A 26,620-nucleotide genomic window follows, 5' to 3' on the forward strand; every position below is an offset into this window, starting at 1 on the left:
GACGGCGCCGACAGCCCCCGCTCAGGTGGTGGCCGCCGCCGCGGGCTCGCCCCAGAACTCGTCGACGGCGTACTGGTCGCGGCTGTGCAGCCACGACTCGGCGACCAGCCCGTCGCGCAGCCGCGCGACGTGCGCCAGGTTGTTCTCCAGCGGCCGCTCGCGGTCGGGGCGCGTCGCGGTGTAGGTGCACAGCGCGACGCCCCACTCGCCGTCGTCGAGCACGCGGTGCACGGTGAGGTCGAGCGTTCCCCCGCTCACCTCGGCGGCGTGGACGACGAAGCCGACGACGGCGTCGCGGCCCTCGTAGGTGCCGGTGTTGCTGCTGCGGCCGGGCACGTGCAGCACGGAGTCCTCGGTGAGGGCCTGCGCCGCGGTGGCCAGGTCGCCGGCCTTCAGGTGGTCGTACCAGTGGGTCAGCGCCGACATGGCGTCCTCCTCGGGTGGGTGGCGTCCCCCGTGATTTCGACGTCGAAACGATGACAGGTCATCATTTCGATGTCAAACTCATACCCGTGACGACCGAGGACGCGGTGGACCGGATGGTGGCCCAGTGGCGCGCCGAGCGGGCCGACCTCGACCCCTCCGCCATGGCGCTGTTCGCCCGCCTCACCCGCGTGCACGTCGCGGCGTCGCGGGCGATCGAGGCCACCCTGGGCCGGTACGGCCTCAAGCGCGGGGAGTTCGACGTGCTGGCGTCGCTGCGCCGGGCCGCGGAACCCTTCCGCCTCTCCCCCGGCGACCTCGCCCGGGCGATGGTGCTCTCGCCGGCGGCCACCACCCACCGCGTCCAGCTGCTCGAGGGCCGGGGGCTCGTGGTCCGCCGTCCCGACCCCGCCGACGGCCGCTACGGCGTCGTGGAGCTCACCCCGGCCGGCCGGGAGCTGGTCGACCGGGCCGTCGCCGACCACGTCGCCACGCTGGACCGGATGCTGGCCGGGGTGCCGCCGGCCGACCGCGACCGGCTGACCGAGCTGCTGGCCGCCGTGGAGCGCGCCGCCGGCGGCTGAGGCCCGTCAACCGCGGGGCGCCCGCTCCGCCTCGCCGGCGACCCCCGTCCCCTCCCCCTGCCGCGGGGCGGGCACCAGCGAGCCGACCGGGACGGCGGGTGCGGTGCCTCGACGTCCAGGTGCGGCAGCACCCGGTCCAGCCAGCGCGGCGCCCACCAGGCGGCCCGGCCGAGCAGCGCCATGATCGCCGGGACCCGCACCATCCGGATGACGGTCGTGTCGATGAGCACCGCCGCAGCCATCCCGACCCAGGTGAGGACCACCAGCCGGTGACGGCGGGCGCACCAGCGGCCCAGCCGCTCGAGTGCCGCGTTCACGGGATGACCCGGGACGTGCGCATGGTCGCCGTCCAGCGGTCGGGGTCCCCCGTGCGGTCCCGGGCACGCTGGGTGCGCCGTCGCGCGAGCGGCATCGTCCGATCGGTGTGATCCGCGTCAAGAGGCGCTCAAGGAACTCGCCGGGACGGCCGATGCCCCTCTCGTGGGTACCACCCTTCTCGCGGACGCCGGGACGCTGGCGTCGTCCCTGGACGAGCTGGAGATCCGCTCCCGGCTCGTCAGCGAGGGGCTCGAGGACGACGCCGAGCGCGTGGCCGCGGCCGCGCGCGAGCTCGGCGACGCGGCGCTCGAGCTGCGGGCCCGGCTGATCGGCGGCGACCTGCTGCGGCGGCGCGGCGACGTCGCCGCGGCCGGCCGGATCGCCCAGGCGGTCCACCGCTGGGCCACCGACCACGGCGCCCGCTACCTCCTCGCCCGCAGCTCCTTCGTCCTCGCCGCCGTCTTCCAGGAGCTCGGGGACCGCTCCCTCGCGCTCGAGCACGCCGTGCGGGCCGTCGACCTGCTGGCCGACGACGCGCCCCCGGCGCTGCGGATCGACCACCTCGGCCGGCTGGCCGACTGCCTGGGCCTGGACGGCGACGACGCCGCGCAGGAGCACTACGCCGAGGTGCTGCGGCTGGCCGAGGAGCTCGGCGACGTCGACCGCCAGCTGCTCGTCCTGAACAACCGGGCCTACTGCGCGGTGCTCCGCGGGCGGTTCGAGCAGGCCCTCGCCGACAGCGCGCGGCTGCAGGAGCTGTCGGCCGCGCACGGCCTGGCGCTGCACGTCGGCCGGCTCGACACGGTGGCCCGGGCGCTCATGGGGCTGGGCCGGCTGGCCGACGCCGAGGCGGTGCTGCTGCCCGGGCTGGCGCCGGAGGTGCTCGCCGCCTCCGACGACGGCGACGCCGGCGCCGACTTCTTGCTCACCCTCACCGAGGTCCGCCGCGGGTTGGGTGACCTCGCCGCGGCGCAGCAGAGCCTCGACGAGTGCGTGCGCCGCTGCGAGCGGCACGGGCTGACCTCGATCCGGGTGCGTGCCCGCTGCGAGCAGGCCGAGCTGCACGCCGCCGGCGGCGACTTCCGGGCGGCCTACGAGGAGCACCGGCGCTACACCGCGGCGCTGCTGGAGCTGCAGTCCGCCGAGCGCGACGCCCGCGCCCGGGCGGTGCACGCCATGTACGAGACCACCGAGGCGCGCAAGCAGAGCCGCCGCTACCGCGAGCTGTCGCTGCGCGACCCGCTGACCGGCCTGTACAACCGGCGCTACGTCGACGAGCAGCTGCCCGGCCTGCTGCGCCGCGCCGCCGCCGCGGCCCTGCCGGTGACCGTGGCGCTGCTCGACGTCGACCACTTCAAGCGGGTCAACGACACGTGCTCGCACGAGGTGGGCGACCAGGTGCTGCGCATCGTGGGCGAGCTGCTGGAGGCGATGGAGCCGCCGGCGCCGGGGGCCGGGTCGTTCGTGGCCCGCATGGGCGGCGAGGAGTTCCTGCTGGTGCTCGCCGGCGACACCGCCGCGGCCGCGGCCCACCTGGACGCCGTCCGCCGGGCCGTCTCCGCCCACCCCGCCTGGGCGGGGCTGACGCGCGGCCTGCCGGTCACGGTGAGCATCGGCGCCACGTGCGCCGCCGGGTCCGACGCCGGATCCCCCGCCGACCTGCTCGGACGGGCCGACCGGCACCTGTACCGGGCCAAGCGGGAGGGGCGCGACCGGGTGGTCGGCGACCCGGTGCCGGCCCCTCGCTGAGAGGTCTTGGCAGAACCTGCTGAAGAACGCCGCCCGGTTCGACAGCCGAAATCCGCGGACCACGCGGTGCAGCTGCCGATCGTGGGGACATGTCCGTCCGGCTCGTGACAGCGCTGTCCGCGACCGAACCCCGCGTCGCGCCCCGCCCCTCGGCACCCGGGGAGTCGACACAGCCCTGGTGGCGCACCGCGGCGGTGTACCAGGTCTACCTGCGCTCGTTCGCCGACAGCGACGGCGACGGCATCGGTGACCTGGCCGGCCTGCGCTCGCGGCTGCCGTACCTGAGCTGGCTGGGCGTGGACGCCCTCTGGATCAACCCCCACTACCCCTCGGGCGGGGCCGACGGCGGCTACGACGTCATCGACTACCGCGCGGTCGACCCCGACTACGGCGACGTCTCCGACCTGGAGGACCTGGTCGCCGACGCCCGCCGGCTGGGCCTGCGGGTGGTCCTCGACGTCGTCCCCAACCACACCTCCGACCAGCACCCGTGGTTCCGGGCGGCGCTGGCGGACCCCGACTGCCCCGAGGCCCGGCGCTACCACTTCGCCCCGCCGTCGGCGGAGCCGCCGAACAACTGGCGGTCGCTGTTCGGCGGCCCGGCGTGGTCGCGCACCCCGGACGGCCGCTGGTACCTGCACCTGTTCGCCCCCGAGCAGCCCGACCTGAACTGGCGGAACCCGGAGGTGGCCGCCGACTTCGAGCGGACGCTGCGCTTCTGGCTCGACCGCGGGGTGAGCGGGTTCCGCGTCGACGTCGCCTACGGGCTGTTCAAGGACGCCGCGCTGCGCGACAACCCCGGCGCCTACTCCCCCACGCTGTTCGGGCACGGGCCCGAGCAGGCGATGACCTGGAACCAGCCCGAGGTGCACGACGTCTGGCGGCGCTGGCGGTCGATCTGCGACGAGTACCCCGACACGATGCTCGTCGGCGAGGTCTGCCTGGCCGACCTGGAGCAGGTGGCCCTGTACTCGCGGCCCGACGAGATGCACCAGTCGTTCTCCTTCCGGCTGCTGAAGTCGCCGTGGTCGGCGGAGGCGTTCGCCGACGGCGTGCGCACCGCGCTGGACGCCTTCGGCGAGGTCGGCGCGCCGGTCTCGTGGGTGCTGGGCAACCACGACAAGGACCGCCTGGTCACCCGCTTCGGCGGCGCCGCCGTCGGTGAGGCCCGCGCCCGCGCCGCGGCCCTGCTGCTGCTGGCGCTGCCTGGCTCGCCCTACGTCTACGCCGGCGACGAGCTCGGCCTGCCCCAGGCCGTGGTGCCCGACGAGGCGAAGAAGGACCCGATCTTCCTCCGCAGCGGCGGCGCGCGGGCCGGCCGCGACGGCTGCCGCGTGCCGATGCCGTGGAACGCCTCGGCCGGCGTCGGCTTCTCCCCCCGCGGGGCGGCCGAGCCGTGGCTGCCGATCCCGTCGGCCTGGCGGCGCTACGCGGTGTCGCGGCAGAGCAGGGACGACGGCTCGATGCTCCAGCTGTACCGCCGGGCGCTGGCGCTGCGCAGCGAGCACCCGGCGCTGGGCTCCGGCGAGGCCACGGTGAGCCGGCGCGGCGACGTCCTGACCATCCGGTGCACCGGTGAGGGGCGGACCGTGCGGGTCGTGCTCAACATGGGCGGCGAGACCGCGCTGGTGCGCTCGACGGGCACCGTGCTGCTCGCCTCCGCCGCGCACGTCCCCGCCTCCGGCCGCAGCATCGCCCTCCCGCCCGACAGCGCCGTCTGGCTCGAGGACTGAACAGCGCGGCGCGGCGGGGTCGGCGTCAGCCCGCCGCGGGGGCCCGCAGCAGCGCGCCGGCCGGGACGACCAGCCGTCGCACGTCCGCGTCGACCCGATCGGGGCCCGGCTCCGGTCCGTCCGGGTCCAGCGCGCCGATCGCGTAGGAGGCGGTGGTCGCGGTGACGCACTGCCAGCGCCAGCGCAGTTCTCCGGCGTCCAGGTGCGGCAGGAGCGGGCCGACGGCCGTGCAGTAGCGCGCGGCTTGGGCCCGCACCGCGGCGGCTCCGTTCGCCTCCCACCGGTCGGGCGGGGCCTCGAAGACGCGGGCGAAGACGCGGGCGGAGTACCGGCCCCGGCCGGTGCACCGCAGCCGCACGACCGGACGGACCCACCCGTCGACCAGGGCCTCGAGCTCCGGGGGATCCGGAGCCGCCGCCAGCGCCCGTTCGCGCCCGGCGAGCACCTCGTCGACGACCCGTCGCTCCACCGCCGCCACCAGCGCGTCCTTGCCGCCGAAGTAGTACCCGACGGCGGCGGCGTTGCCGACGCCGGCCAGCCGCAGGACGTCGCGCACCGACGTCCCGGCGCTGCCGTGGCGGGCCAGCAGCCGCTCGGCGGCGTCCAGCAACCGGAGGGGGGTTGTGCCGTCCGTCATGCCGCCTCCATGCTGGTCCGCGCCAGTCTAATACGAACGTCTCAGACGATCGTCTGGAGCTTCCATGGCCCCTGCCCACGCGGTCCGCCGCGAGCCGCCCCTGCTCCTGACCGGGATGTGCGCGGCCCTCGCCCTGGTCATCGCCGCCGGGTCGTCGCTGTCCCTCGCCATGCCGGCCATCGCGCAGGACACCGGGGCCACCCAGAGCCAGCTGAGCTGGATGGTCAGCGCCTACGTGCTCGTGCTGGCCGGCCTGCTGCTGCCGTTCGGGGTCGTCGCCGACCGCGTCGGTCGCCGGCCCGTGCTCCTCGCCGGCCTCGCCGTCTTCGCGGCCGCCACGCTGGTCTCGGGGCTGCTGGGCGATCCGGTGGCCCTCGTGGTCCTGCGGGCGCTGGCGGGAGCGGGGGCGGCCGCGGTGCTGCCCACGACCCTGTCGGTGCTGGTCGACGCCTTCCCCCTCGAGCGTCGCGCCGCGGCGATCGGCACGTGGGCCGCCGTCTCCGGGGCCGGCGGCGTCCTCGGAGTGGTGCTGGCCGGCGTCCTGCTGCACTTCGCGTGGTGGGGCAGCATCCAGGTGGCGATCGGCGCCACGGCCGCCGTCGTCCTGGCTCTGTGCGCCCTGGTCGTGCCGTCCTCCCGCGGCGCCGGGGTGCCCCTGGACCCGCTGGGCGGCGCGCTCGCGCTGCTGGGGCTGGGCGGCCTGGTGTACGGCCTCGTCGAGGGCCCGGTGCGCGGCTGGGCCGACCGGATCACGCTCACCGCGCTGGTCGGTGGCCTGCTCGTGCTGGCGGCGTTCGTGGGGCACGAGCTGCGCGCCGCCCACCCCCTGCTCGACGTGCGCCAGTTCGGCCACCCCGATCTCGCCATCGGGAGCGCGGTGGTCTTCGTCCAGTTCTTCGCCGCCTTCGGCGTCTTCTTCCTCGTGCCGCAGTGGTTGCAGTACGTGCACGGGCTGCCCCCGCTGCAGTCGGCGCTGGCCCTGGTCCCGGTGGGGCTCGGCGTCGGCCCGACGGCACGGCTCTCGCCCGTGCTGCTCCGGCGCGTGGGGGCGCGCGCGCTCGCCGCCTGGGGCCTGGCGCAGATGGCGACCGCCCTCGCGCTCGTCGCGGCCCAGGCCGGCGGGGCGCCGTTGTGGCGCTTCGAGGTCTGTCTCGTCCTCTTCGGCACCGGGTTCGGCCTGACGCTGGCGCCCGGGGTCCAGCTGGTCATGGAGAGCCTGCCCCCCGCCCGGCGCACCGTCGCGGCCGCCGTGACCAACGTGGCCCGCCAGCTGGGAGGCGCCTTCGGCGGCGCCGTGGCCGCGAGCGCCGTGCTCGCCGTCTACGCGGCCGACCTGCAGCGGCTGACCGCGTCCCTGCCGGACGAGGCCGCCGCCCGGGCCGGGTCCGGCGTGGCGCAGGCGCTCGGCGTGGCCGGGAGGCTCGGTCCGCGGGGAGAGGTGCTCGCCGACGGCGCGCGGAGTGCGTTCGCGGACGGGTTCGGGACGGCGGTGCTCGCCTGCGCCGCGGTGCTGCTGCTCGGCGTCGTCGTCTGCGGCCTGGTGGCACCGGCCACTGCCCGGACGCCCCGGTCGGGCAGGCCGCCGGGGGGCGGGGTGCCTCGTCCGCGCCGGCCGGTCACGGCCACCGTCCCTGCGGTGTCGGCGGCGGTCGCCCGCCCGCTGTCGCTGCGGACGAGGATCGTGCTGGTGACCGCGGGCACGGTGGGCTTCTTCTTCGCCGTCGCCGGGGTCGCGGCGCACGTGCACTCCTCCGGCGGCGGACTCGCCCTCCCGCCGGACAGCGCGGTCCGGGTCGAGGAATGATCAACGCTGCGCCCGGGCGGGGTCGGCCGCGAGGAGCCGCACCGCCAGGGTGGCGACGGCGAACGGCACCGCGGCGAGCAGCAGCAGCGCCGGGCTGCCCTCGGCGCTGCGGAGCAGGCGCTCACCGGCCAGCGGCGCCACCAGGCCCGCCGTCCCCCAGCCGGTGAAGACCCGCCCGTAGGCCGCCGGGAACGCCGCCGCGCCCACCCGGTCGGCGGTGGCCGCCGGGACGAGGGCGGACACCGCCCCGTAGGCCAGGCCGCTGCCCAGGAAGCCGGCGAGGACCACGACGGCCGCCCTGGGGCCGGCCAGGCAGGCGACCGCGGCCGCACCGGCGGCGAGGGCGGTGGCCAGCGCGACCCGGCGGCCGACCCGGTCGGACCACCACCCGGCGACCAGCCGTCCGGTCAGGTTGCCGACGGCCAGGGCGGCCACCGCGAGCCCGGCCGCCGCCGGGCCCAGCCGCCGGTCCGCCGCGAGCGGGACCGCCTGCGCGAACAGCGCGAGCCCGGGCGCCGTCCCGGCCGCGAAGACCACCCACAGCAGGACGACGGTGCGCCGAGGGACCGGGGCCGGCTCCTCCCTCCCGGACGGCTGCACCGGCTCCGGCGGGAGCAGCCGGGCCGCCGCGGCGAGCAGCGCCGTGACCGGCAGCGCCAGCACGGCCAGGCAGGTCCGCCAGCCGGCCGCCGCCAGGGCGGGCGGCGCCACGAACCCGAGCAGCACCGGTGTCACCGCGTAGGCGGCGACCACGAGCCCGGTCGCGGCGCCACGCCGCCGGGCCGGCACCCGGGCGGGCAGCCCGACGGCGACGCCGTAGCCGAGCCCGTTGGCGGTGCCGAAGAGGACGGCGACCCCGGCCCACAGCAGCAGCGCCGACCGGGCCGAGGCGGCGACGAGCAGACCGGCCGCGGCCAGCACGGCGGCCGCGGCCAGCAGGCGCCGCGGCCCGGCCCGGCGCTGCAGCGGCCCGAGCGCGAGCAGCACCGCGCTGAACACGGCCACCGCCGTCGCGAACACGGCCGCGGCGCCGCGGTCGGACATGCCGACGTCGTCGGCCGCCTGCTGCGCCAGCAGGCTCCAGCCGAACAGCGTGCCGACGGCCAGGTTCGCCGCGACCCCGGCCAGGACCAGCCGGGCCGGGGTCCCGACCGCGCTCACGCGAGGTGGTGCACCTCCTGCAGGCCGTGGACCGGGGTGGGGATGCCCACGTGGCGGGCCTTGAGCTGCAAGGCCAGGTAGAGGGAGTAGTGCCGTGACTGGTGCAGGTTGCCGCCGTGGAACCAGAGCGCCTCCTGCTGGGTCGGCTTCCACATGTTGCGCTGCTCGCCCTCCCACGGACCGGGGTCCTTGGTGGTGTCCGAGCCGAGCCCCCACACCTTGCCGACCTTGTCGGCGACGTCCTGGCCGATGAGGTCGGCGGCCCAGCCGTTCATCGAGCCGTACCCGGTCGCGTACACCACGAGGTCGGCGGGCAGCTCGGTGCCGTCCTCGAGGACGACGGCGTCCTCGGTGAGCCGGACGACCTGGCCGTGCGCCAGCTTCACGTCGCCGCTGCACACCAGGTCGGCGGCGCCGACGTCGATGTAGTAGCCCGAGCCGCGGCGCAGGTACTTCATGAACAGCCCGGAGCCGTCGTCCCCCCAGTCGTGCCGGAAGCCGGCCGCCTCCAGGCGCTCGTAGAAGTCGGCGTCGCGCTCGGCCATCTGCTGGTACGCCGGGATCTGGAACTCGTGCATGATCCGGTACGGGATGGAGGCGAAGATCATGTCCGCCTTCTCCGTCGTCACGCCGGCGGCCACGGCCTCCTCGCTGTAGAGGGCGCCCAGGCCGATGTCCATGAGGGTGGCGCTCTTGACGATGTGCGTCGACGAGCGCTGCACCATGGTGACGTCGGCGTCGTTCTCCCAGAGCGCGCCGCAGATGTCGAAGGCGGAGTTGTTGCTGCCGATGACGACGCACCGCTTGCCGGCGTAGGCGTCGGGCCCCGGGTGGGCCGACGAGTGGTGCTGGTCGCCGCGGAAGACGTCCTGCCCGGGGATGTCGGGGACGTTCGGCTTGCCCGACATCCCGGTGGCGAGCACCAGGTGCGCCGGCCGCAGGGTCAGCGGGTCGCCCTCGCGCTCGAGCTGGACGGTCCACTCGCCCTTCTCGGGCGAGTACGCCGCCCGTGTGACGGTGGTGCTCGTCCAGTACGGGACCTCCATGGCCTCGACGTAGGACTCGAGCCAGTCGCCGATCTTGTCCTTGGGCGAGAACACCGGCCAGGTGTCAGGGAACTTCAGGTACGGCAGGTGGTCGTACCAGACCGGGTCGTGCAGGCACAGCGACTTGTAGCGGCCGCGCCACTGGTCGCCGGGCCGGGGGTGCTTGTCGACGACGAGGCTCGGCACACCGAGCGCCCGCAGCCGCGCGCCCAGCGCGATGCCGCCCTGCCCGCCGCCGACGACCAGCACGTACGGCTGCACGGAGGTGCCGAGCTCGGCCCGCTCCTTCTCCCGCCGCTCGAGCCAGGTGAGCCGCCCCTTGTTCGCGCCGTGCTCCGCGCCCATCGGGCGGCGGGGTCCCTTGGGCTCCTCGTGGCCCTTCAGCTCGTGGAGCGAGGTGAGGAACGTCCAGGCCTTGGGGGCGCCGTCCTCCTCGACCAGGCGCAGCAGCCCCCGGCCGCGGCCGACGGCGGTGTCGAAGGTGAACCACGCGGTCGTGACCCCGTCGGCCTCCTCGGGCGGCTCCTCGACCGCGAAGCCCGTCGGGTCGGTGCGCTCGAGGGTCGCGGTGAGCAGTTCGGTGACGCCGTCCCGGTCCTCCACCGTGAAGAGGTTCCAGGAGAACGCGATCAGGTCCCGCCAGAAGCTCGTCGTGGCGAACAGGCCGGCCGCCCGCGCCACGTCGCGGGCGCGCAGCGCGTCCTCCAGGTCGGCGAGCCAGGTCTCCGCCTTCCGCTGCGGGGTGAGCGGGGGCGTGTCGAGCGTCTGGGTCATCGGGACCCTCCCTGGGGGATCGGGAAGCGGGGTGTGATGGGCAGCACACCACCACGGCCGCCCGACCGGAAGACCGGCAGACTGGCGGGGTGGCTCCCCGACGCTGTCCGTGCGGCAGCGGGCTGCCGTACGCCGAGTGCTGCGGCCGGCTGCACGACGGGACCGCCACCGCGGCCACGGCCGAGCAGCTGATGCGCTCGCGGTACAGCGCCTTCGCCGTCGGCGACGCGGGCTACCTGCTGGAGACCTGGCACCCGCGCACCCGGCCGCGCACGCTCGACCTCGACGCCGACGTGCGCTGGACCGGCCTGGAGGTGCTGGCCACCTCGGGCGGGTCGCTGCTCGAGGCGGAGGGCGTCGTCGAGTTCCGCGCCTCGTACGTCGTCGACCGGGTGCCCGGCGCGCAGCACGAGCGCAGCCGCTTCCTCCGCGAGGACGGCCGCTGGCGCTACCTCGACGGCGTCGCCCTCGGCTGACCCGCGCCGCGTGGTCGCCACCGGCGCGACCCACCGCGAGGGCGGCGGCCACGCGGCGAGGATGAGCGCCGGCCACGGTCGCGGACGGCGGGCTGTCGGCGTCACCTGCGACGATGCGTCCGTGCTGCTCGCCGACGTCCTCGCCGCCTCCGCCGCGGTGGCCGCCACGCGGTCCCGCACGGCCAAGGCGGCGACCATCGCCGACCTGCTCCGGCGGGCGGCCCCCGACGAGGTGCGGCCGGTCACCGCCTGGCTCTCCGGCGAGACGCTGCAGGCGCGGCTCGGCGTCGGCTGGCGCACCCTCTCCCGCCTCGCGCACGACCCCGCGCCCGGGCCGGCGCTCGCCGTGGCCGCGGTCGACGCCGTCCTCGACGAGCTGGCGGCCACCACCGGGCCCGGCTCCACGGCCCGGCGCGAGGAGCTGCTGGCGGGACTGTTCGGGGCCGCCACCGCCGACGAGCAGGGCTTCCTGGTCCGCCTGCTCACCGGCGAGCTGCGGCAGGGCGCGCTCGAGGGGGTCGTGCTCGACGCCGTCGTCGCCGCCGCCGGGGTGCCGGCCGAGACGGTGCGGCGGGCCTTCATGCTCTCGGGCAGCCTGCCCGGCACCGCGGCCACCGCGCTCGGCGGCGGCGCCGCGGCGCTGGAGCAGGTGCACCTGCAGGTCGGCGTCCCGCTGCGGCCGATGCTGGCCAGCCCCGGCTCCTCGCTCGACGACGCCCTCGCCGACCTCGGCGCCGACGTCACCGTCGAGCACAAGCTCGACGGCGCCCGCATCCAGGTGCACCGCGACGGCGACGAGGTCCGGGTCTGGACCCGCACCCTGCGCGAGGTCACCGAGGCGGTGCCCGAGCTCGTGGCCCGGGTCCGCGCGCTGCCCTGCACGACCGCCGTCCTCGACGGCGAGACCCTCGCCCTGGACGACGACGGCCGGCCGCGGGCCTTCCAGGACACGATGAGCCGCTTCGGCAGCGCGGCGACCGAGGCGGTCCTGCTCAGCCCGTTCTTCTTCGACCTGCTGCACCTCGACGGCCGCGACCTGCTCGACGAGCCGCTGCGCGTCCGCCTCGACGCCCTCGCCGGGCTGCTGGCCGCCGACGAGCACGCCCCGCTGCGCATGCCCGGCGTCCGCTCCCCCGCCCCCGGGCAGGCGCGGACCGTGCTGGCCGACGCCCTCGCCGCCGGGCACGAGGGCGTCGTCGTCAAGGCGCTCGGCGCGCCCTACGCCGCCGGCCGGCGCGGCAAGGCGTGGCAGAAGGTCAAGCCCGTCCACACCCTCGACCTCGTCGTGCTCGGCGCCGAGTGGGGCTACGGACGGCGCTCCGGGAAGCTGTCGAACATCCACCTGGGCGCCCGCGACCCCGACGGCGGCGAGCCCGTCATGGTCGGCAAGACCTTCAAGGGCATGACCGACGAGCTGCTCGAGTGGCAGACGCGGACCTTCCCCGACCTCGCCCGCGAGCGACCGCAGTGGGGCGTGCTGCTGCGGCCCCAGCTCGTGGTCGAGGTCGCCCTGGACGGCGCCCAGCGCAGCCCGCGCTACCCCGGCGGGGTCGCGCTGCGCTTCGCCCGCGTGGTGCGCTACCGGCCGGACAAGACGCCGGCCGAGGCCGACACGCTCGACGCCGTCCGGGCCCTGCTGGCCGGGGAGGCTCAGCCGACGGCGTAGCGGGAGTACACGACGCCGTTGCGGAAGGACCGCGACTCGACCAGCCGCAGCGCCGGCACCGGGGCCCCTTCGGGGAACAGCCGCCGGCCGCGGCCCTGCACCGCCGGGTAGGTGAACAACCGGTACTCGTCGACCAGCCCGGCGCCGACCAGCGCGTGGCAGAGCGTGATGCTGCCGGTCACGACGATGTCCTGCCCCGGCTGCTCCTTGAGCGCCGCCACCTCCTCGACCGGGTCGCCGGACAGCACGGTGGTCGGCTCCCAGCCGGGATCGGTCAGCGTCGAGGAGACGACGTACTTCTGCACCCGGTTCAGGTAGTCGGTGATCCCCGTGGGGTCGTCGGTCTGCGCCGGCCAGTAGCCGCGCAGGTCCTCGAACGTCCGCCGGCCCACCAAGAAGGCATCCGCCCGGTCGTCCTGGCGGCGCACCTCCTCCAGCAGGTCGGCGGTGCCCGACTGGTCCGACGGGTCGAACCAGTCCCCGAGCATCTCGATCGAGCCGTCGACGGTCGCGTTCTGGGTGATCGCGAGAGTGCGCATGCAGGGTGGACCGGCCGGGCCGGCCCGGGTCATCGGTTCAGTCGTCCACCGGCCCCGGGTGGGCCAGGTCGTACGGCAGCGGGACGCCGGGGTCGTAGACCTCCGGCGCCTGCCCGTCGGCCACCGCGGCCCGGGCGTCGGCCAGCCCGAACCGGTCGCGCACGCGGTCGAGGAAGTGCGGCTGGTCGAGGCGGACCAGCTTCGCACGCTGCCGGGCGCCGTAGACGTTGAGCCAGTCCCCCGGGTCCAGCACGCCGGTCAGCTGGCCGTCGATGCTCACCGCGACCTGCCCGGAGCGGGCCAGCACCCGCATGCCGATCCGGTGGCTGGCGGCCAGCACGAGGCTGCGGTTGAACACCATGTGCGGGGCGACCGGGGTGAACACCAGCGCGTCCAGGTCCGGGGAGAGCACCGGGCCGCCGGCGGCGAAGCTGTACGCCGTCGACCCGGTGGCGGTGGAGACGATCAGCGCGTCGGCCGAGTACGAGGCGAACAGCCGGCTGTCGACGTAGACGGCGATGCTGGCCTGCCGGTCGCGGGCCAGCTTCTCGAAGACGATGTCGTTGAGCGCCCAGACGTCGAGCGGCACCCCCCAGCCGAACGTCTCCGGATCGGGCCGCACCGCCGGCGGGGGCAGCGCCGGCCCGCGGCCGTAGCGCAGCAGCTCGTCGATCCCGTGCGGGATCTCCAGCGGCCGGGAGGCGCGCATGGTCAGCGTCATCCGCTGGTCGAGGACGACGTCGCCGGCGAGCACGGCCTCGAGCGCCTCCTCCAGCCGGCCGACCTCGACCTCGGTGAGGAAGCCGACCCGGCCGACGTCGACGCCCAGCACCCGCGCCCCCGCGGCAGCGGCCACCCGGGCGCCGCGCAGGAACGTGCCGTCGCCGCCGACGGTCACCACGAGGTCGGGCTCGCCGGCGATCTCGGCCTCCTCGCCGGCGGTGTGCCGGGAGCCCTCGCCCCAGACGTCGACGTCGGTGCACGGCAGGCCGCGGGCGCGGGCCCAGGCGCGCACGCGCGCGGCGGCGTCGCGCGCGGCCTCCTTGCCGGTGTGCACGACCAGGCCGATGCGGTGGATGGTCACCGGGGCAGTCTGCCGGTCAGCGGACCGCTGCGGAGCGTCAGCGGTCGCGGGAGAAGTGCAGCCGGATGGCCGTGCCGGCCGGGCCGGTGGCGACCGCGGCGTCGTCGCTCAGGCTCCAGGCCAGCCACATGCCGCGCGCGGCGCCCGGGTCGGGCGGTGGCGGGACGTAGGAGCACAGCTCGTCGGGCAGGCCGGGACCGTCGTCGGCGACCTCGACGACGAGGGTGTCGTGGTCGGTCCAGTAGGCGACCCGGGCGAACGGCGCCACCCGCAGCGCGTTGACCACCAGCTCGTGGACGGCGAGGAGGACGTCGTCGGCGCGCTCGGCCCAGGGGCCGCCGTCGATGGCGGCCGCCAGCTCCCCCCGGGCCTCGCGGGGCGTCGTCACGGCGCCCAGCACCGCGTGCCCCGGGCGTTCCACCCACTCGGGCTGCACCGCGCGGAGGAAGCGCACGGGGTCCTCGTACGCCGGCGAGGGCGCCGGCTGGCTGCCGCCCCAGACCAGCGGGTGGGTGCGGACGACGGCGTCGAGCACCTCTCCCGGCAGCCGCTCGCGGTCGTGCAGGCAGAGGCTGTAGTACGGCATGTCGGTGTAGCACTCGTTCGCCACGGCCTCGAAGCGGCTCCACTCCCGGCCCTCGTCGGACGCGAGCCACACCGGTTCGGCGGCCAGCCGCCAGGACGGCGTGCTCGCGCGCAGGGCCTGCAGGTCGCGGTCGTAGGCCTGCAGCGTGCCGTGGCCGCCGCGCCACCAGCTCTCGGCGGGCGCGAAGGTGGCCAGCCGCGCGGCGTCGGCGCCGAGCCGCTCGGCGAGCACGGTGCGCACCCGCTCGCCGGCCACGACGAGCACCGGCTCGTCGCGCGAGAACCCCTCCGCCACGAACGGCAGCACGCGCTCGGCGACCTCGTCGTCGGTGCCGAAGACGAAGGCCTCGTGCGCGAACGCCTTGCCGTCCCAGTCCCCGGTCGGGCGGGTCGGCGTCATGCCCGCGCCGCCGCGACGACGGCGTCCACTCTGTTCGAGACGGCCACGTCCGGAACGCTACGCCCGTTCCGTGGACCTCGTGGCGGGATTTCGACGGACGCCGTCCGCCCCGCTGCTCGCCGCCGGCAGCGGGGACGGCGAAGCTGAGCCCATGAGCTCACCGGACGGGACCGGTTCCCGGGGCGTCTGCCTGGTCACCGGCGGGGGGCGCGGAATCGGCGCCGCGACCGCCCTGCGGCTGGCCCGCGAGGGCTGGGACGTCTGCCTGTCGTGGGTGTCGCGGCGCGAGCCCGCCGAGCAGGTGGCCGCCGCCTGCCGCGACGCCGGGGGCCGGGCGGTCGCCGTCCGAGCCGACGTCGCGCGGGAGGACGACGTCCTGGCCCTGTTCTCCGCGGCCGCGGAGCTGGGGCCGCTGCGCGGGCTGGTCGCCAACGCCGGCTCGCTGGGGCGCCAGGCCCGGGTCGAGGACCTCGACACCCGGCGCGTCGAGCGCACCTTCGCGGTCAACGCCGTGGGCGCCCTGCTCTGCGCGCGCGAGGCCGTGCGCGCCATGTCGACCCGGTTCGGCGGCGAGGGAGGGGCCGTCGTCACCGTCTCGTCGCGGGCGGCGGTGCTGGGCGGCGCCGACGAGTACGTCGACTACGCCGCCGCCAAGGCCGCCGTCGAGGCGCTCACCGTCGGCCTGGCCCGGGAGGTGGGCGCCGACGGGATCCGGGTGAACGGCGTGCGGCCGGGGTTGATCCGCACCGACATCCACGCCTCCGGCGGCGAGCCCGGACGGGTCGACCGGCTGGCCCCGGCGGTGCCGATGCGGCGGGGCGGCGAGCCGGAGGAGGTCGCGGCGGTGATCGCCTGGCTGCTCTCCGCGGAGTCGTCCTACGTCACGGGGACCCTGGTGGACGTCGCCGGGGGCCGCTGACGCGCGGCGTACGCGGCCGCCTCGGCGCGGTTGCGCACGCCGAGCTTGGTGAGGATCCGGCTGACGTGGTGGCCGGCGGTCTTCTCGCTGATCAGCAGCGCGCGGGCGATGCCGGCGTTCGACATCCCCCGGGCGACCAGGCCGAGCACCTCCTCCTCGCGCGCGGTGAGCTCGCCGACCGTGCGCGGCCGGCCGGCCTGCCCGGCGCCCCGTTCGCGCAGCACCTCGGCCGCGGCATCCGCGGCCCGGGAGGCCCCCAGCTCGCGGAAGGCGCCCAGCGCGGTCCGCGCCTCCTCGCGCGCGGTGTCGGGGTCGTCGCCGGCGACCGCCCGGGCGAGCGCGAGCCGGGCCAGCCCGGCGTCGAGGGGCATGAGCAGGCCGCCGAAGCCGGCCAGGGCCCGCCGGGCCGCCTCCATCGCCTCGTCGTGCTCGCCCGCCGCCAGCGCCACGTGCGCCGCGGCGAGCTCGGCCCGTGCGCGCAGCAGCCGGATGCCCGACGCCGCCGCCAGCCCGGCGAGGTCGTCGGCGGCCGCGCGGGCGCCGGCCGGGTCGCCGAGGGCGAGGCGGGCCTCCACCAGCGGCACGAGCAGGGCGGCGGTCGTGACGGCGTCGTCGGCCGCGCCGCGGAGCCCGCGCTCGAGCAGCGTCACGGCCTGCCGGTGCCGCCCGTCGGCGATGCGCAGCGCGGCGAGGGCCCGCAGCGACGCGGGGTGCTCCTCGCGGCCGGCCAGCAGCTCCTCGGCCTCGGGCAGGCGGCCCTGCTGCACGCGCAGCTCGGCGAGCGAGGCGATGGTGGGCGCGCTCATCTCGGGGATGTGCCGGGCGTTGGCCGCGAGCGCCTCCTGGAGCGCGCTCTCGGCCCGGGCCCAGTGCCCGTTGGCGAGCAGGACCTCGGCGTGCACGGTCCGGCACGCCCCGATCAGCGGGGTGACCCGGCGGGTGCGGGCGAACTCCTCCACCAGCTCGCACCACTCGGAGGCCAGCTCCCACTCCCCCGCGCTGGTGCAGGCGGAGACGAGGTTGCAGTACGCCGAGCCGAGCGTGTGCACGTCGCGGACGCGCCCGGCGGAGGCCGCGGCCATCGCCTCCTCGAGCAGGAGCAGGCCCTCCTCCCGCCGGCCGGCGCTGACCTGGGCGCGCCCGAGCAGGCTGACGGCGAACACCTCCAGGTCGGCGGCCCCGTGCGCGCGGGCCAGCTCGACGGCGCGTTCGGCCTGGGCGACCTGCTCCTCGACGCTGCGCGCCTGGCGGGCCCGCTCGAAGGCCAGCCAGCCGAGGCCGGCGCAGGGCTCGACCCCCGCCAGCGCCCGCTCGCAGCGCGCGAGCCACCCGCGCGCCGCCGACGCGCGACCGGCGGTCGTGTGCTGGTGCGCCACCCACACCGCCACCCGGGCGGCGTCGTCGCACCGGCCGGCCGCCACGTACCCCTCGAAGGCCCGGGCCCGCAGGGCGATCCCCTCGGCCACCTCGCCGAGGAACCACAGGGCCTGGGCCAGACCGTCGCGGGCCTCGACCGAGCCGCGCCCGGACGGGTCGCACAGCACGGCGGTGAACGCCGAGCGGGCGGACTCCCAGTCCGCCCGCTCGAGCGCGCGCCATCCCTCGCGGAGCTGCGCCGGCCCCTCCATGGCAGGTCAGCGTGCCACGAGAGGGGCGGGCGCCGGGAGGTCTCAGACCCGCGTTCCCACGGCGACGAGGTACTCCATCTCGAAGCGCGCCTGCTCCGCCGTGCCCCGGTTCCACTCGTCGCAGAAGTCGAGCAGCACCTGGTCGAACTCCGCCTCCCGGCCCTCCCGGGCCGCGTTCGCCCGGGCCGCGATCGTCGGCCCGTAGTAGGCGGTGAAGTGGCGCGCGAGGTCGTGCGGGTCGGCGAACGCCGTGACCTCGAGGACGTCGCGCTCGACGCCGGAGAACTCGACCCGGCCGCCGAAGAGCGCCCGCTGGTGCTCCTCGCTGCCCCACAGCGGCGGCGGCTGGGCACCGGGCGGGGGCGGCGGCGCGAACGGCTTCATCGCCCGGAACAGCGCGCCGATCTGGCCCTCGGGGGTCCAGCAGAGCAGCCCGATCCGGCCGCCGGGCCGGCAGACCCGCACCAGCTCGTCGGCGGCGGCCTGGTGGTGCGGGGCGAACATGACGCCGATGGCGGAGATGACGGCGTCGTACGAGGCGTCGCCGAACGGCAGGTGCTCGGCGTCGGCCGGTGTCCACTCGAGCTCCAGACCGGCGGCCTCGGCCCGGCGCCGACCGACCTCGAGCAGCTCGGGGGTGAGGTCGCTGGCGGTCACCGCCGCGCCGCGCTCGGCGGCGGGCAGCGAGGCGTTGCCGGTGCCGGCGGCGACGTCGAGCACCGTCGTCCCCGCCGTGATGCCGGCGGCCTCGACCAGCCGCGGCCCGAGGGGCAGCAGCCAGGTCTCCACCATCCGGGGGTAGTCGCCGGAGGCCCACATCGTGCGGTGGCGGGCCTTGAGCTCGTGGTCGTCGATCGTGACGGTCATCGGGGGTTCTCCTCGCGGTCAGGACTGGTGACAACGAGGATCGGGATCCCGGGCGGGCGGGACATCGGGCGGAATGCCTACGCGATGCCCATGGGCGGGGGCCGGGAGGGCGCATGGGCTGGGTGGTGACCGCGATCGGCGGCGCCGTGGTGCTGGTCGGGCTGCGGGACATCTTCCACACGCTGTGGCACCCCGGTGGGCGCGGGGGCTTCAGCGAGCGGGTCATGGTGGGGATCTGGCGGGCCGGGCGCCGCCGCCGGCACGGGCGGTTCGGCGGGCTGGCGGGCCCGATCGCCATGGGCGTGGTGGTGGTCGCGTGGGTGCTGGTGATCGTGCTGGGGTGGGCGCTCGTCTACTGGCCGCACCTGCCGAGCGGGTTCGTGTACGGCAGCGGCCTGGACCCCGACACGCGCGCCGGCTTCCTCGACGCCGTCTACCTGTCCACGGTGAGCTTGGCGACCCTCGGCTTCGGCGACATCGTGCCCCACGACCCGTGGCTGCGGATGGTGGTGCCGCTGCAGGGCCTCGTCGGGTTCGCCCTGCTCACCGCCGCCGTGTCCTGGGTGCTGCAGGTCTTCCCCGCGCTGACCCGGCGGCGGGCGCTGGCGATCCGGCTGGTGCTGCTGGCGCGCACGGACGCCTGCCGGCTGGTGGAGCGCGAGGACTCGCCGCTCGCCGTCACGACCCTGGAGGCGCTCGCCGCCGACGTCGTCCAGGCCCGGGTCGACCTGGCCCAGTACCCCGAGACCTACTACTTCCGGGACGGCGACGAGGAGAGCTCGCTGCCGGCGACCCTGGGCATCGCCGCCGACCTGGCCGCCGCGGGGGCGGCCTCACCGGTCGCGGACGCGCGGTTCGCCGGGGACCTGCTCGGGCACGCGCTCGACGACTTCGCCCGCGTGGTCGACGAGCAGTTCCTGCGCAGCGGCGCGCCCACCGCGGAGGTCCTGCGGGCCTACGCGACCGAGCACGGCCACCGCGTGCTGCGGGCCCGGTGACGCTCAGCCGAGCCAGCGCCGCAGCCAGCCGATCGTGCGCTCGACGACCTGGTCCAGCGCCCCCGGCTCGGGGAAGAGGTGGGTGGCCCCGGGGACGACGGCGAGCTCGACCTCACCGCCCAGCCGTGCCGCGGCCTCGCGGTTGAGGGTGAGCACCTGCTCGTCGGCGCCACCGACGACGAGGAGCGTCGGCGCCCGGACCCGCGCCAGCGCCTCGCCGGCGAGGTCGGGCCGGCCGCCGCGCGACACGACCGCCCGCACCTCGCCGGGCCGCTCGGCGGCGGTGATCAGCGCGGCGGCCGCCCCGGTGCTCGCGCCGAAGGTGGCGAGCGGCAGGCCGCGGTCCCGGACGAGCCGGTCGGCGGCGGCGGTCAGCCGGCCGGCCAGCAGCCCGGTGTCGAACCGCAGCTCCCCGGTGCGGGCGTCGACCCGCTCCTCGGCCTCGGTCAGGAGGTCGAGCAGGAGGGTGCCGAACCCGGCCGCCTGGAGGGCGGCGGCCACCCGCCGGTTGCGCGGGCTGTGCCGGCTGCTGCCGCTGCCGTGGGCGAACAGGACGACGCCGCGTGCGGGAGCCGGCACGACCAGATCGCCCGTGAGGACGGCGCCGGGCACGGCCACCCGGACCTCGCCGCCGGGATCTGACGTCGCCATGCCGCGCCTCCACGGGGTGCCGGACGGCCGACGGGACCGGGATCCCCGACCGTGTGCGCAGACTGTCACCCCACGGCGCGGAAACCGACAGTCCGCGCACACGGTCGGCGAGGTGAGCTCATGCGGATCGATCGGGAGCACGTCCTGCAGGTGGTGCGCAGCCTGGGCACCCGCGAGCAGGTGGAGCGGGCGGAGCGGGAGCTGGGCCCCGAGGTGGACACCGAGGGCGACGCCGACCTGCTGCGGGAGCTCGGCGTCGACCCGGGGAGCATGGGCCAGGGCGGCACCCTCTCCCCGCTGCCCCGGCGGGACGACGAGATCCACCGGGGCTGAGGCGGCTCAGCGCAGGCGCACCGGGCCCGCGTCGATCGGCGTCCGGGACGGCACGTCGTCGACCCCGACGACCCGTCCGTCCACGAGCTGCTCGTCCGCCGGGGCCCGACGTCCCGGCCGGCTCACCCGGCCGGCGTGATCGGTGCCGGCTGCGTCGTGCCGGTGGACCCCGTGGCCGAGGGGTCGGCGGGCGACGGCTCGGCGGTGGTCGGCTCGGCGGTGGTCGGCTCGGCGGTGGTCGGCTCGGCGGTCGAGGGGTCGGCGGTCGACGGCTGCGCGGTCGAGGTGTCGGCGGTCGACGGCTCGGCGGTCGAGGGCTGAGCGGTGCTCGCCTCGGGCGCCGTCGGCTCGGCGGTGCTCGGCTCGGCGGTCGTCGCCTCGGGCGCCGTCGGCTCGGCGGTGGACGGCTGCGCGGTCGAGGAGGCGGCGGTCGACGGCTCCGGCGTCGCCGCCCCGGCCGAGGGCTGCCCCGCGGTCGTCGGCGGGTCCGCCGGTGCCCGGACGGACGCCGACGGTGCCGCGGGAGCGGGGACCGCGGACGGCGGCGCGACCGCCACCGCGAGCCGCACCACGTCGCCCGCCGAGAGCCGCACGCCGGCGGGGTCGAGGTCGGCGACCCGTCCCGGGTCGACCGCCGTGGTGGTCACCTCGCCCCGCTCGACGACCAGCCCGACCGCGGTCAGCTCCGCGGCCACCTGCTCGACCGGGCGGCCCACGTAGTCCTCCGCGGCCAGCAGGATCCCGCCGGTCCGCGACACCGAGGGACCTACGACCGGCGGCGCGCCGGGCTCGTCGCCGGACGCGAGGACCACCGACGCCACGCCGGCCAGGGACAGCAGGACGAGCACGAGGACGGCGATCGGCCACCTGCGCCGCGGCGCCTCCAGCCGGACCGGCGCGGGGCGCGGGTCCGCGGCGGGCCGGCGCGGCGGCGGAGCGGGCGCCAGGTCGATCACGCGGGTGGTGCGGGGCGCCTCGACGTGCACGTCCTCCAGCGCGGCCACCAGCGCGTCGCCGTCCGGGATGCGGTCGGCAGGGTTCTTGGCGATCGCGGCGTCGATGACGTCGCGCAGGGCGGCCGGCACCTCCTCCGGCAGGGCCGCGGGCTGCTGCCGGACCTGCTGGAGCGCCACGCTCACCGGGTTGTCCCCGGCGAACGCCGGCCGGCCGGACAGGCACTCGTAACCGACCAGCCCCAGGGCGTAGACGTCGCTCGCCGGGCCGACGGACTCGCCCATCGCCTGCTCCGGCGCCATGTACTGCGGTGTGCCGACCACCTGGCCGGTCCCGGTCAGCGGGACGCTGCCGGCCGACCGGGCGATGCCGAAGTCGGTCAGCTTCACCGTCCGGTCGTCGCGGACCAGGATGTTGGCCGGCTTCACGTCCCGGTGGACGACGCCGTGCCGGTGCGCCTCGCCCAGCGCGGCGGCCGCCTGCCGCAGCACCAGCGGCGCGGAGCGCGGGCCGATCGCGCCGTCGGCGGCCAGGCGGGCGGCCAGCGGGTCGCCGTCGACGAGCTCCATGACCAGGTACGCCGCCGGCCCGCCGGTGACCTCGAGCGCATCCTCGCCGTAGTCGTGCACCGCGGCGATGTTGGGGTGGCGGAGCGCGGCGGCGTGGGTGGCCTCGGCCCGGAACCGGGCGGTGAAGGTGGGGTCGGCCGCGTACTCGCTGCGCAGCAGCTTCACCGCGACCGGCCGGTCGAAGAGGGTGTCCCGGCCCCGCCAGACCTCGCCCATCCCGCCCGCGGCGATCATCCGCTGCAGCTCGTAGCGGTCTCCCAGGACCTCGTGGCCGAGGTCGGCGATGGACACGCTGGTTCGGTCCCTCCTGTCGTCCGGTGCGGCTCTCGCCCGTCGGGAGGGGGTGCCCGCGCGGCCGTCCCCGTACACCCCGGCACCGAGCGGCGGCCGGAGGCGGCACCCGGTAGACACGGGCCATGACGCCCGATGCGCCCGACCCGCGTCGGCCCCGCCCGGCCGACACCGCCCACCTCGAGCAGCTGCGGGCGGCCACCGACCGGGCCGCCGCCGTCGCCGAACCGCTGTCGTCGACCCACGCCGGCGCCCCCGAGGAGCAGCTCGCCCGGGCGGAGCAGGCGGTCGAGGCGGCCCGGGCCGAACTGCTCGGGCTCAGCCACGACCTGCACGCCCACCCCGAGGAGGGGTACGCCGAGCACCGGTCGGTGCGCGCCGTCGCCGAGCTCCTCGCGCGGCACGGCGTGGAGGCGCAGATCGGCGTCCACGGCCTCGAGACGGCGCTGCGGGCGTCCACCGGGAACGGCGCCGGCCCGACCGTCGCGGTGCTCGCCGAGTACGACGCGCTGCCGGGCATCGGGCACGGGTGCGGGCACAACGTCATCTGCTCCGCGGCCGTGGGGGCGTTCCTCGGCCTGCACGCGGTGCTGTCCGCCGGCGGCGTCGGCGGGACGGCGCTGCTGCTGGGCACCCCGGCCGAGGAGGGCGGCGGCGGCAAGGAGCTGATGGCCCGCGACGGCGCCTTCGACGGGGTGGACGCCGTGGTGATGCTGCACCCGTTCAGCTACGACGCCGCCGTCCAGCCGTTCCTGGGCCGGCGCCAGCTGGAGGTCACCTACACCGGCATCGCGGCGCACGCCTCGGCCCAGCCCTTCATGGGACGCAACGCGCTCGACGCCGTCGTCGCCGGGTACCAGGGCGTGGCGATGCTGCGCCAGCACCTCCCGGACAGCGACCGGGTGCACGGCATCATCACCGACGGCGGCCAGCGCCCCAACGTCGTCCCCGAGACCGCGAGCGCCCTCTACTACGTGCGCTCGGCGACCCCGGAGACGCTCGCCGACCTGTCCCGCCGCGTGGAGGCGATCGCCGTGGCGGCCGCGGCGATGACCGGCTGCGGGTACGAGCTGACCTGGGACGAGCTGCCCGCCTACCTGCCGATCCGGGCCAACCTCGAGCTCGCGGCGCGCTGGACCCGGCACCAGGCCCGTCGCGGCCGGACCGCGCTGCCGCCCGGCGTGACCCCGGCCTCGCTCGCCGGCTCGACCGACCTCGGCAACGTCAGCGTGCGCGTGCCGTCGATCCACCCCATGATCGCCATCGCCGGCCCCGACACGTCCATGCACACCACCGGGTTCGCCGCGGCCGCCGCCTCCCCCGCCGGCGACCGCGCCGTCCTCGACGGCGCCGTCGGGCTGGCGCTCACCGCGCTCGACGTGCTCGCCGACCCCGATCTCCTCGCCGCGGTGACCGCCGAGTTCGAGGCGGCGGGCGGCGTCCTCGACGTGGCCGAGGCCCTCGGCTGACCGGGCGGTCAGGGCAGCGCGGCCAGCAGCTCGTCGAGCGTGACGGGGAGATCTCGCACCTCGCGCAGCCGGCCATCCGGATGGTCGGGTGGGCCGCCGACGCCGACCGGGCTGGCCGTCTCGGGAATCACGGCGGGACGAGCACTGACCACGCGTGGTGGTGCAGGTGCCACGAGTGGTCGGCGACGGCGTCGTGGAGTTCCCCGTCGGCATCGGGTTCGAGCGGGGGCCCGGAGACGGCCACGGTGCGGGCACGGGTCACCAGGACGTCGTCGCGCCCGCCGTGCCGACCGTCGGCGAGCGCGGCGGCGAAGGCCACCCGCGCCACCGGACCCGTGGCGGCGCTGATGACGACGTCGGCCAGACCGTCGTCGGGAACCGCGTCGGGGGCGAGCGGTGTCCCGCCGCCGACCGTGGGTCCGTTGCACACCGCGACCATGAGCAGGCCGGTCGTCCCGTCGGCCGCCCATCCGGCGGTCTCGTGGGTGGCGACCCGGCCGTCGAGCTCCACCCGGAGGTCCCAGGAGGTGGTGGTGACCCCGGCGATCGCGGCGCCCAGGGGGAACGACGCCCGGCCGAGCGGCTGCTTGAAGCGGATGGACTCGGCGTAGGCCCGGGCACCCACTCCGACGTGGACGGCGTTGACGACCGGCCCGCCACGACCGTCGCGGAGGAGGTCGAGGGGGCGCGGTGTGCCGGCCAGCACCGCGGCCGCCGCGTCGACGGGGTCCAGGGGGATGCCCAGCGCGCGTGCCAGGTCGTTGCCCGTGCCGCCCGGGACGAGCCCGATCGGCTCGCCCGGGTCCAGCCCGCCGGCGTCGTCCAGCGCCCGGACCGTGGCGTGCACGGTGCCGTCCCCGCCCAGGACGACCAGCCGGCGGTCGCCCCGGCCGGCCACCGCCGCCGCCAACTCCCGTGCACCGGACGTCGCGGCGAGGCGCACGTCCGCTCCCCGGCGCAGCTCGGCCAGGGCCGCCCGCACCGCCGCGTCGTCAGCGGTTCCCGCTGCACCGTTGACCACCACGAGCAGTTCTCGCACGCCGGAGTCGTAGCACGGTGCGACCGTCGCCGCGCTCCGGCCCGGCAGCCCCGCGTCGCAGAAGGCCGATCGACGCGCTCGGCTCCCCAGCTCCTCCGCCGGGACGTGCGAGCATGCCGTCTCGTGCGGGCGCGGGGTCGGGGGGAACTGCCCCGCGAGGTGTGGGTCCTCGCCGTCATCGCGTTCGTCGTCGCCCTGGGCTTCGGGGTGGTGGCGCCGGCGATCCCGATCTTCGCCAGCTCGTTCGGCGTCGGGACGACGGCCGTGGGACTGGCGGTCAGCGCGTTCGCGTTCTTCCGCTTCGTCTCCGCGTTCGGCGGCGGCTCGCTGGTCGAGCGGTTCGGCGAGCGGCTGGTCCTCGCCACCGGGCTGGTCGTCGTCGCGGTCACCACGGGGCTGGCCGGGCTGGCCACGAACTTCCCGGTCTTCCTGGCGCTGCGCGCCGCCGGCGGTACCGGCAGCGCGATGTTCACCGTCGCCGCGCTCTCCCTGCTCCTGCGGGTGGCCCCGACGACCCACCGCGGGCGCGCGGCGGCCACCTGGCAGGGCGGGTTCATCCTCGGCGGCATCGCCGGCCCGGCCGCCGGGGGGCTGCTCGCCGAGCTGTCCCCGCGGCTGCCGTTCTTCCTCTACGCCGGGACGCTGCTGGTCGCCGGCGCCGTCTCCCTGGCCCTGCTCCGCACCCCGGCCGCGGCCCGCGCCGAGGGCACGCCGCCGGACGGCGGACCGGAGCCCGAGCCGCTGGGCCTGCGGGCGGCCCTGCGGACCCGCGCCTACCTCGCCGCGCTGGTCGCCAACCTCGGTCTGGGCTGGGTGATCTTCGGCGTCCGCAACTCACTCGTCCCGCTCTACGTCACCGAGGAGCTCGGGCGCACCGTCGCGTGGGCCGGGGCCGGCCTGCTGGCCGGGACGGCGGCGCAGGCCCTGGGCCTGCTCCGCTCGGGCCGGCTGGTCGACACGTGGGGACGGCGTCCGTCGCTGGTGCTCGGGACGGCGACGGGCACGGTCGCGCTGGCGGTGCTGGTGCTGCCGCCCTCGCTGGCCGCGTTCCTCGTGTCGATGGCCGTCTTCGGGCTCGCGGCCGCCCTGCTCGGCAGCGCGCCGGCCGCCCTCGTCGGCGACGTGACCCCGGCGCGGGGCGGCCGGGTCGTCGCGGTCTTCCAGATGGCGGCCGACCTCGGCGCGATCGCCGGGCCCCTCGTCGCGGGCTGGCTGGCCGACGTCGCCTCCTACCAGGCGGCGTTCGCGGTCACCACCTGCGTGCTGGCCGCCGGCCTGGCCGCGGCCCTCGCCCTGCCCCGCGCCCGCACCGGGGCCCCGGCCCCTCCGGTCTAGGGCCGCCACTCCGGCCGGTAGTCGTGGTGGTCGGCGTAGGGCAGGGCCAGCAGCGCGAGGGTGAGCGCGGCCAGCTGGTGCTGGTCGGCCGGGGTCAGCGGGAAGTCGGCCATGCCGTCCGGCCGGGCACCCAGGAACCGGAAGTCGGGCTGCGAGTCGCGGCAGACCATGACCAGCCGCCGCTTGGCGGCGCACTCGGCGAGGGTGCGCGCCGGGTCGTGGTGCAGCAGGTGCTCGGTCGCGTCGCGCTGCAGGGTCCCGGCGTCCCCGGTGCCCCAGTGCGCGTGGCCGGCGGCCGCGGCCGCGTCGGCGGCCACGCGCTTGTCCTCCGCGATGCGGGCCAGCAGGAACTCGTCGAGGTTGGGTTCGCGGTCGGGCTCCAGCCCGGGCTCGGCGGCCATGCCGTCATCCTGCTGCCGGCACGTCCTCCTCGGCAGCCCCAGCCGGCGCCCGGCGCGGGTCGAGGTGGGCGAGCGCCTCGCGCAGCTGGACGCGGCCGCGGTGGATGCGGCTGCGCACCGTCCCCAGCTTGATGCCCAGGGTCGCCGCGATCTCCTCGTAGGTCAGCCCCTCGATGTCGCAGAGCAC

General features: G+C 76.9%; 26 protein-coding genes. 11 read left to right on the top strand and 15 right to left on the bottom strand.

Annotated features, from left to right (window positions below; genetic code table 11):
• Nucleotides 1-21 precede the first annotated feature (21 nt).
• Nucleotides 22-426 carry a nuclear transport factor 2 family protein gene (locus tag ACI8AF_RS23240; protein WP_456542134.1) on the bottom strand — a complete coding sequence of 135 codons (405 nt, stop codon included), beginning with the start codon at nt 424-426 and terminating at the stop codon, nt 22-24.
• A gap of 86 nt (nt 427-512) precedes the next feature.
• Between ACI8AF_RS23240 and ACI8AF_RS23245 the strand changes: the two genes are divergently transcribed.
• The 3 genes from ACI8AF_RS23245 (at nt 513) to ACI8AF_RS23255 (ending at nt 4,807) form a co-directional block, all read left to right on the top strand.
• On the top strand, nt 513-1,007 hold the full coding sequence (locus tag ACI8AF_RS23245; protein WP_456542135.1) for a MarR family winged helix-turn-helix transcriptional regulator: 495 nt from the start codon (nt 513-515) through the stop codon (nt 1,005-1,007).
• Nucleotides 1,008-1,487: 480 nt separating this feature from the next.
• On the top strand, nt 1,488-3,074 hold the full coding sequence (locus ACI8AF_RS23250; protein WP_456542136.1) for a diguanylate cyclase: 1,587 nt from the start codon (nt 1,488-1,490) through the stop codon (nt 3,072-3,074).
• An 89-nt stretch (nt 3,075-3,163) separates the two neighbouring features.
• Nucleotides 3,164-4,807 carry a glycoside hydrolase family 13 protein gene (locus ACI8AF_RS23255; protein ID WP_456542137.1) on the top strand — a complete coding sequence of 548 codons (1,644 nt, stop codon included), beginning with the start codon at nt 3,164-3,166 and terminating at the stop codon, nt 4,805-4,807.
• A gap of 25 nt (nt 4,808-4,832) precedes the next feature.
• Here the strand turns inward: ACI8AF_RS23255 and ACI8AF_RS23260 are convergent, their stop codons facing one another.
• A complete protein-coding gene (locus ACI8AF_RS23260) occupies nt 4,833-5,444 on the bottom strand; it encodes a TetR/AcrR family transcriptional regulator (protein ID WP_456542138.1) in 612 nt (203 codons plus the stop codon).
• 64 nt (nt 5,445-5,508) lie between these two features.
• Here ACI8AF_RS23260 and ACI8AF_RS23265 point away from each other — a divergent pair, with 64 nt between their 5' ends.
• Entirely contained in the window at nt 5,509-7,248 is a 1,740-nt protein-coding gene (locus ACI8AF_RS23265) for an MFS transporter (RefSeq protein ID WP_456542139.1), read from the top strand.
• On the opposite strand, the gene ACI8AF_RS23270 is transcribed toward ACI8AF_RS23265, so the two are convergent.
• Nucleotides 7,249-8,409 carry an MFS transporter gene (locus tag ACI8AF_RS23270; RefSeq protein ID WP_456542140.1) on the bottom strand — a complete coding sequence of 387 codons (1,161 nt, stop codon included), beginning with the start codon at nt 8,407-8,409 and terminating at the stop codon, nt 7,249-7,251. It abuts the gene before it with no gap.
• Nucleotides 8,406-10,229 carry a flavin-containing monooxygenase gene (locus tag ACI8AF_RS23275; protein WP_456542141.1) on the bottom strand — a complete coding sequence of 608 codons (1,824 nt, stop codon included), beginning with the start codon at nt 10,227-10,229 and terminating at the stop codon, nt 8,406-8,408. Before ACI8AF_RS23275 ends, ACI8AF_RS23270 begins: the two co-directional genes overlap by 4 nt.
• 89 nt (nt 10,230-10,318) lie before the next feature.
• On the opposite strand from ACI8AF_RS23275, the gene ACI8AF_RS23280 reads away from it, so the two are divergent.
• A complete protein-coding gene (locus ACI8AF_RS23280; protein WP_456542142.1) occupies nt 10,319-10,705 on the top strand; it encodes a YchJ family protein in 387 nt (128 codons plus the stop codon).
• Nucleotides 10,706-10,826: 121 nt separating this feature from the next.
• Nucleotides 10,827-12,371: an ATP-dependent DNA ligase gene (locus ACI8AF_RS23285; RefSeq protein WP_456542143.1), complete on the top strand. Its 1,545-nt coding sequence runs from the start codon at nt 10,827-10,829 to the stop codon at nt 12,369-12,371.
• Here ACI8AF_RS23285 and ACI8AF_RS23290 read toward each other — a convergent pair.
• Genes ACI8AF_RS23290 through ACI8AF_RS23300 form a run of 3 tightly spaced genes read right to left on the bottom strand, consistent with a single transcriptional unit; the run spans nt 12,356 to nt 14,979 of the window.
• Entirely contained in the window at nt 12,356-12,910 is a 555-nt protein-coding gene (locus tag ACI8AF_RS23290) for a dihydrofolate reductase family protein (RefSeq protein ID WP_456542144.1), read from the bottom strand. The genes ACI8AF_RS23285 and ACI8AF_RS23290 overlap by 16 nt on opposite strands.
• Before the next feature lie 37 nt (nt 12,911-12,947).
• The gene (locus ACI8AF_RS23295) at nt 12,948-13,994 is read right to left on the bottom strand and encodes an NAD(+)/NADH kinase (protein WP_456542145.1); all 1,047 of its coding nucleotides are present in this window, start codon (nt 13,992-13,994) and stop codon (nt 12,948-12,950) included.
• A gap of 37 nt (nt 13,995-14,031) precedes the next feature.
• Nucleotides 14,032-14,979: an anti-sigma factor RsbA family regulatory protein gene (locus tag ACI8AF_RS23300; protein WP_456542146.1), complete on the bottom strand. Its 948-nt coding sequence runs from the start codon at nt 14,977-14,979 to the stop codon at nt 14,032-14,034.
• 151 nt (nt 14,980-15,130) lie between these two features.
• Between ACI8AF_RS23300 and ACI8AF_RS23305 the strand changes: the two genes are divergently transcribed.
• Nucleotides 15,131-15,898 carry an SDR family oxidoreductase gene (locus tag ACI8AF_RS23305; protein WP_456542147.1) on the top strand — a complete coding sequence of 256 codons (768 nt, stop codon included), beginning with the start codon at nt 15,131-15,133 and terminating at the stop codon, nt 15,896-15,898.
• On the opposite strand, the gene ACI8AF_RS23310 is transcribed toward ACI8AF_RS23305, so the two are convergent.
• The gene (locus tag ACI8AF_RS23310) at nt 15,856-17,526 is read right to left on the bottom strand and encodes a LuxR C-terminal-related transcriptional regulator (protein WP_456542148.1); all 1,671 of its coding nucleotides are present in this window, start codon (nt 17,524-17,526) and stop codon (nt 15,856-15,858) included. The two genes, ACI8AF_RS23305 and ACI8AF_RS23310, sit on opposite strands and share 43 nt — an antisense overlap.
• 42 nt (nt 17,527-17,568) lie before the next feature.
• Entirely contained in the window at nt 17,569-18,393 is an 825-nt protein-coding gene (locus ACI8AF_RS23315) for a class I SAM-dependent methyltransferase (RefSeq protein WP_456542149.1), read from the bottom strand.
• Between the two features lie 113 nt (nt 18,394-18,506).
• Between ACI8AF_RS23315 and ACI8AF_RS23320 the strand changes: the two genes are divergently transcribed.
• Nucleotides 18,507-19,391: a potassium channel family protein gene (locus tag ACI8AF_RS23320; RefSeq protein ID WP_456542150.1), complete on the top strand. Its 885-nt coding sequence runs from the start codon at nt 18,507-18,509 to the stop codon at nt 19,389-19,391.
• A gap of 3 nt (nt 19,392-19,394) precedes the next feature.
• Here ACI8AF_RS23320 and ACI8AF_RS23325 read toward each other — a convergent pair whose 3' ends face one another.
• A complete protein-coding gene (locus ACI8AF_RS23325; RefSeq protein WP_456542151.1) occupies nt 19,395-20,042 on the bottom strand; it encodes a dienelactone hydrolase family protein in 648 nt (215 codons plus the stop codon).
• A 120-nt stretch (nt 20,043-20,162) separates the two neighbouring features.
• Between ACI8AF_RS23325 and ACI8AF_RS23330 the strand changes: the two genes are divergently transcribed.
• The gene (locus tag ACI8AF_RS23330) at nt 20,163-20,375 is read left to right on the top strand and encodes a hypothetical protein (RefSeq protein WP_456542152.1); all 213 of its coding nucleotides are present in this window, start codon (nt 20,163-20,165) and stop codon (nt 20,373-20,375) included.
• Nucleotides 20,376-20,497: 122 nt separating this feature from the next.
• Here the strand turns inward: ACI8AF_RS23330 and ACI8AF_RS23335 are convergent, their stop codons facing one another.
• Nucleotides 20,498-22,189, bottom strand: coding sequence for a protein kinase domain-containing protein (locus tag ACI8AF_RS23335; protein WP_456542153.1), 1,692 nt, complete (start codon nt 22,187-22,189; stop codon nt 20,498-20,500).
• 125 nt (nt 22,190-22,314) lie between these two features.
• Between ACI8AF_RS23335 and ACI8AF_RS23340 the strand changes: the two genes are divergently transcribed.
• Nucleotides 22,315-23,658, top strand: a complete 1,344-nt coding sequence (locus ACI8AF_RS23340) for a M20 family metallopeptidase (protein WP_456542154.1) — start codon at nt 22,315-22,317, stop codon at nt 23,656-23,658.
• An 8-nt stretch (nt 23,659-23,666) separates the two neighbouring features.
• Here the strand turns inward: ACI8AF_RS23340 and ACI8AF_RS23345 are convergent, their stop codons facing one another.
• Entirely contained in the window at nt 23,667-23,789 is a 123-nt protein-coding gene (locus ACI8AF_RS23345) for a hypothetical protein (RefSeq protein WP_456542155.1), read from the bottom strand.
• Nucleotides 23,786-24,697 carry a diacylglycerol/lipid kinase family protein gene (locus ACI8AF_RS23350; protein ID WP_456542156.1) on the bottom strand — a complete coding sequence of 304 codons (912 nt, stop codon included), beginning with the start codon at nt 24,695-24,697 and terminating at the stop codon, nt 23,786-23,788. Before ACI8AF_RS23350 ends, ACI8AF_RS23345 begins: the two co-directional genes overlap by 4 nt.
• A 123-nt stretch (nt 24,698-24,820) precedes the next feature.
• Between ACI8AF_RS23350 and ACI8AF_RS23355 the strand changes: the two genes are divergently transcribed.
• A complete protein-coding gene (locus ACI8AF_RS23355) occupies nt 24,821-26,032 on the top strand; it encodes an MFS transporter (RefSeq protein ID WP_456542157.1) in 1,212 nt (403 codons plus the stop codon).
• Here ACI8AF_RS23355 and ACI8AF_RS23360 read toward each other — a convergent pair.
• Together ACI8AF_RS23360 and ACI8AF_RS23365 are read right to left on the bottom strand one after the other, a co-directional pair.
• Nucleotides 26,029-26,433 carry a DUF6221 family protein gene (locus ACI8AF_RS23360; RefSeq protein WP_456542158.1) on the bottom strand — a complete coding sequence of 135 codons (405 nt, stop codon included), beginning with the start codon at nt 26,431-26,433 and terminating at the stop codon, nt 26,029-26,031. The two genes, ACI8AF_RS23355 and ACI8AF_RS23360, sit on opposite strands and share 4 nt — an antisense overlap.
• Nucleotides 26,434-26,437: 4 nt before the next feature.
• Nucleotides 26,438-26,620, bottom strand: a 183-nt coding sequence (locus ACI8AF_RS23365; RefSeq protein WP_456542159.1) for a sigma factor-like helix-turn-helix DNA-binding protein, incomplete at its 5' end; no start/stop codon positions are given.

It is taken from the genome of Blastococcus sp. SYSU D00669 (assembly GCF_054050715.1).

What these genes read in the sequence shown, in the direction of transcription:
- ACI8AF_RS23360 (WP_456542158.1), bottom strand. Translation starts at nt 26,433, where the DNA reads ATGGCCGCCGAGCCCGGGCTGGAGCCCGACCGCGAACCCAACCTCGAC.
- ACI8AF_RS23340 (WP_456542154.1), top strand. Translation starts at nt 22,315, where the DNA reads ATGACGCCCGATGCGCCCGACCCGCGTCGGCCCCGCCCGGCCGACACC.
- ACI8AF_RS23260 (WP_456542138.1), bottom strand. Translation starts at nt 5,444, where the DNA reads ATGACGGACGGCACAACCCCCCTCCGGTTGCTGGACGCCGCCGAGCGG.
- ACI8AF_RS23305 (WP_456542147.1), top strand. Translation starts at nt 15,131, where the DNA reads ATGAGCTCACCGGACGGGACCGGTTCCCGGGGCGTCTGCCTGGTCACC.
- ACI8AF_RS23310 (WP_456542148.1), bottom strand. Translation starts at nt 17,526, where the DNA reads ATGGAGGGGCCGGCGCAGCTCCGCGAGGGATGGCGCGCGCTCGAGCGG.
- ACI8AF_RS23290 (WP_456542144.1), bottom strand. Translation starts at nt 12,910, where the DNA reads ATGCGCACTCTCGCGATCACCCAGAACGCGACCGTCGACGGCTCGATC.
- ACI8AF_RS23255 (WP_456542137.1), top strand. Translation starts at nt 3,164, where the DNA reads ATGTCCGTCCGGCTCGTGACAGCGCTGTCCGCGACCGAACCCCGCGTC.
- ACI8AF_RS23320 (WP_456542150.1), top strand. Translation starts at nt 18,507, where the DNA reads ATGGGCTGGGTGGTGACCGCGATCGGCGGCGCCGTGGTGCTGGTCGGG.
- ACI8AF_RS23330 (WP_456542152.1), top strand. Translation starts at nt 20,163, where the DNA reads ATGCGGATCGATCGGGAGCACGTCCTGCAGGTGGTGCGCAGCCTGGGC.
- ACI8AF_RS23325 (WP_456542151.1), bottom strand. Translation starts at nt 20,042, where the DNA reads ATGGCGACGTCAGATCCCGGCGGCGAGGTCCGGGTGGCCGTGCCCGGC.
- ACI8AF_RS23240 (WP_456542134.1), bottom strand. Translation starts at nt 426, where the DNA reads ATGTCGGCGCTGACCCACTGGTACGACCACCTGAAGGCCGGCGACCTG.
- ACI8AF_RS23300 (WP_456542146.1), bottom strand. Translation starts at nt 14,979, where the DNA reads ATGACGCCGACCCGCCCGACCGGGGACTGGGACGGCAAGGCGTTCGCG.
- ACI8AF_RS23265 (WP_456542139.1), top strand. Translation starts at nt 5,509, where the DNA reads ATGGCCCCTGCCCACGCGGTCCGCCGCGAGCCGCCCCTGCTCCTGACC.
- ACI8AF_RS23315 (WP_456542149.1), bottom strand. Translation starts at nt 18,393, where the DNA reads ATGACCGTCACGATCGACGACCACGAGCTCAAGGCCCGCCACCGCACG.
- ACI8AF_RS23275 (WP_456542141.1), bottom strand. Translation starts at nt 10,229, where the DNA reads ATGACCCAGACGCTCGACACGCCCCCGCTCACCCCGCAGCGGAAGGCG.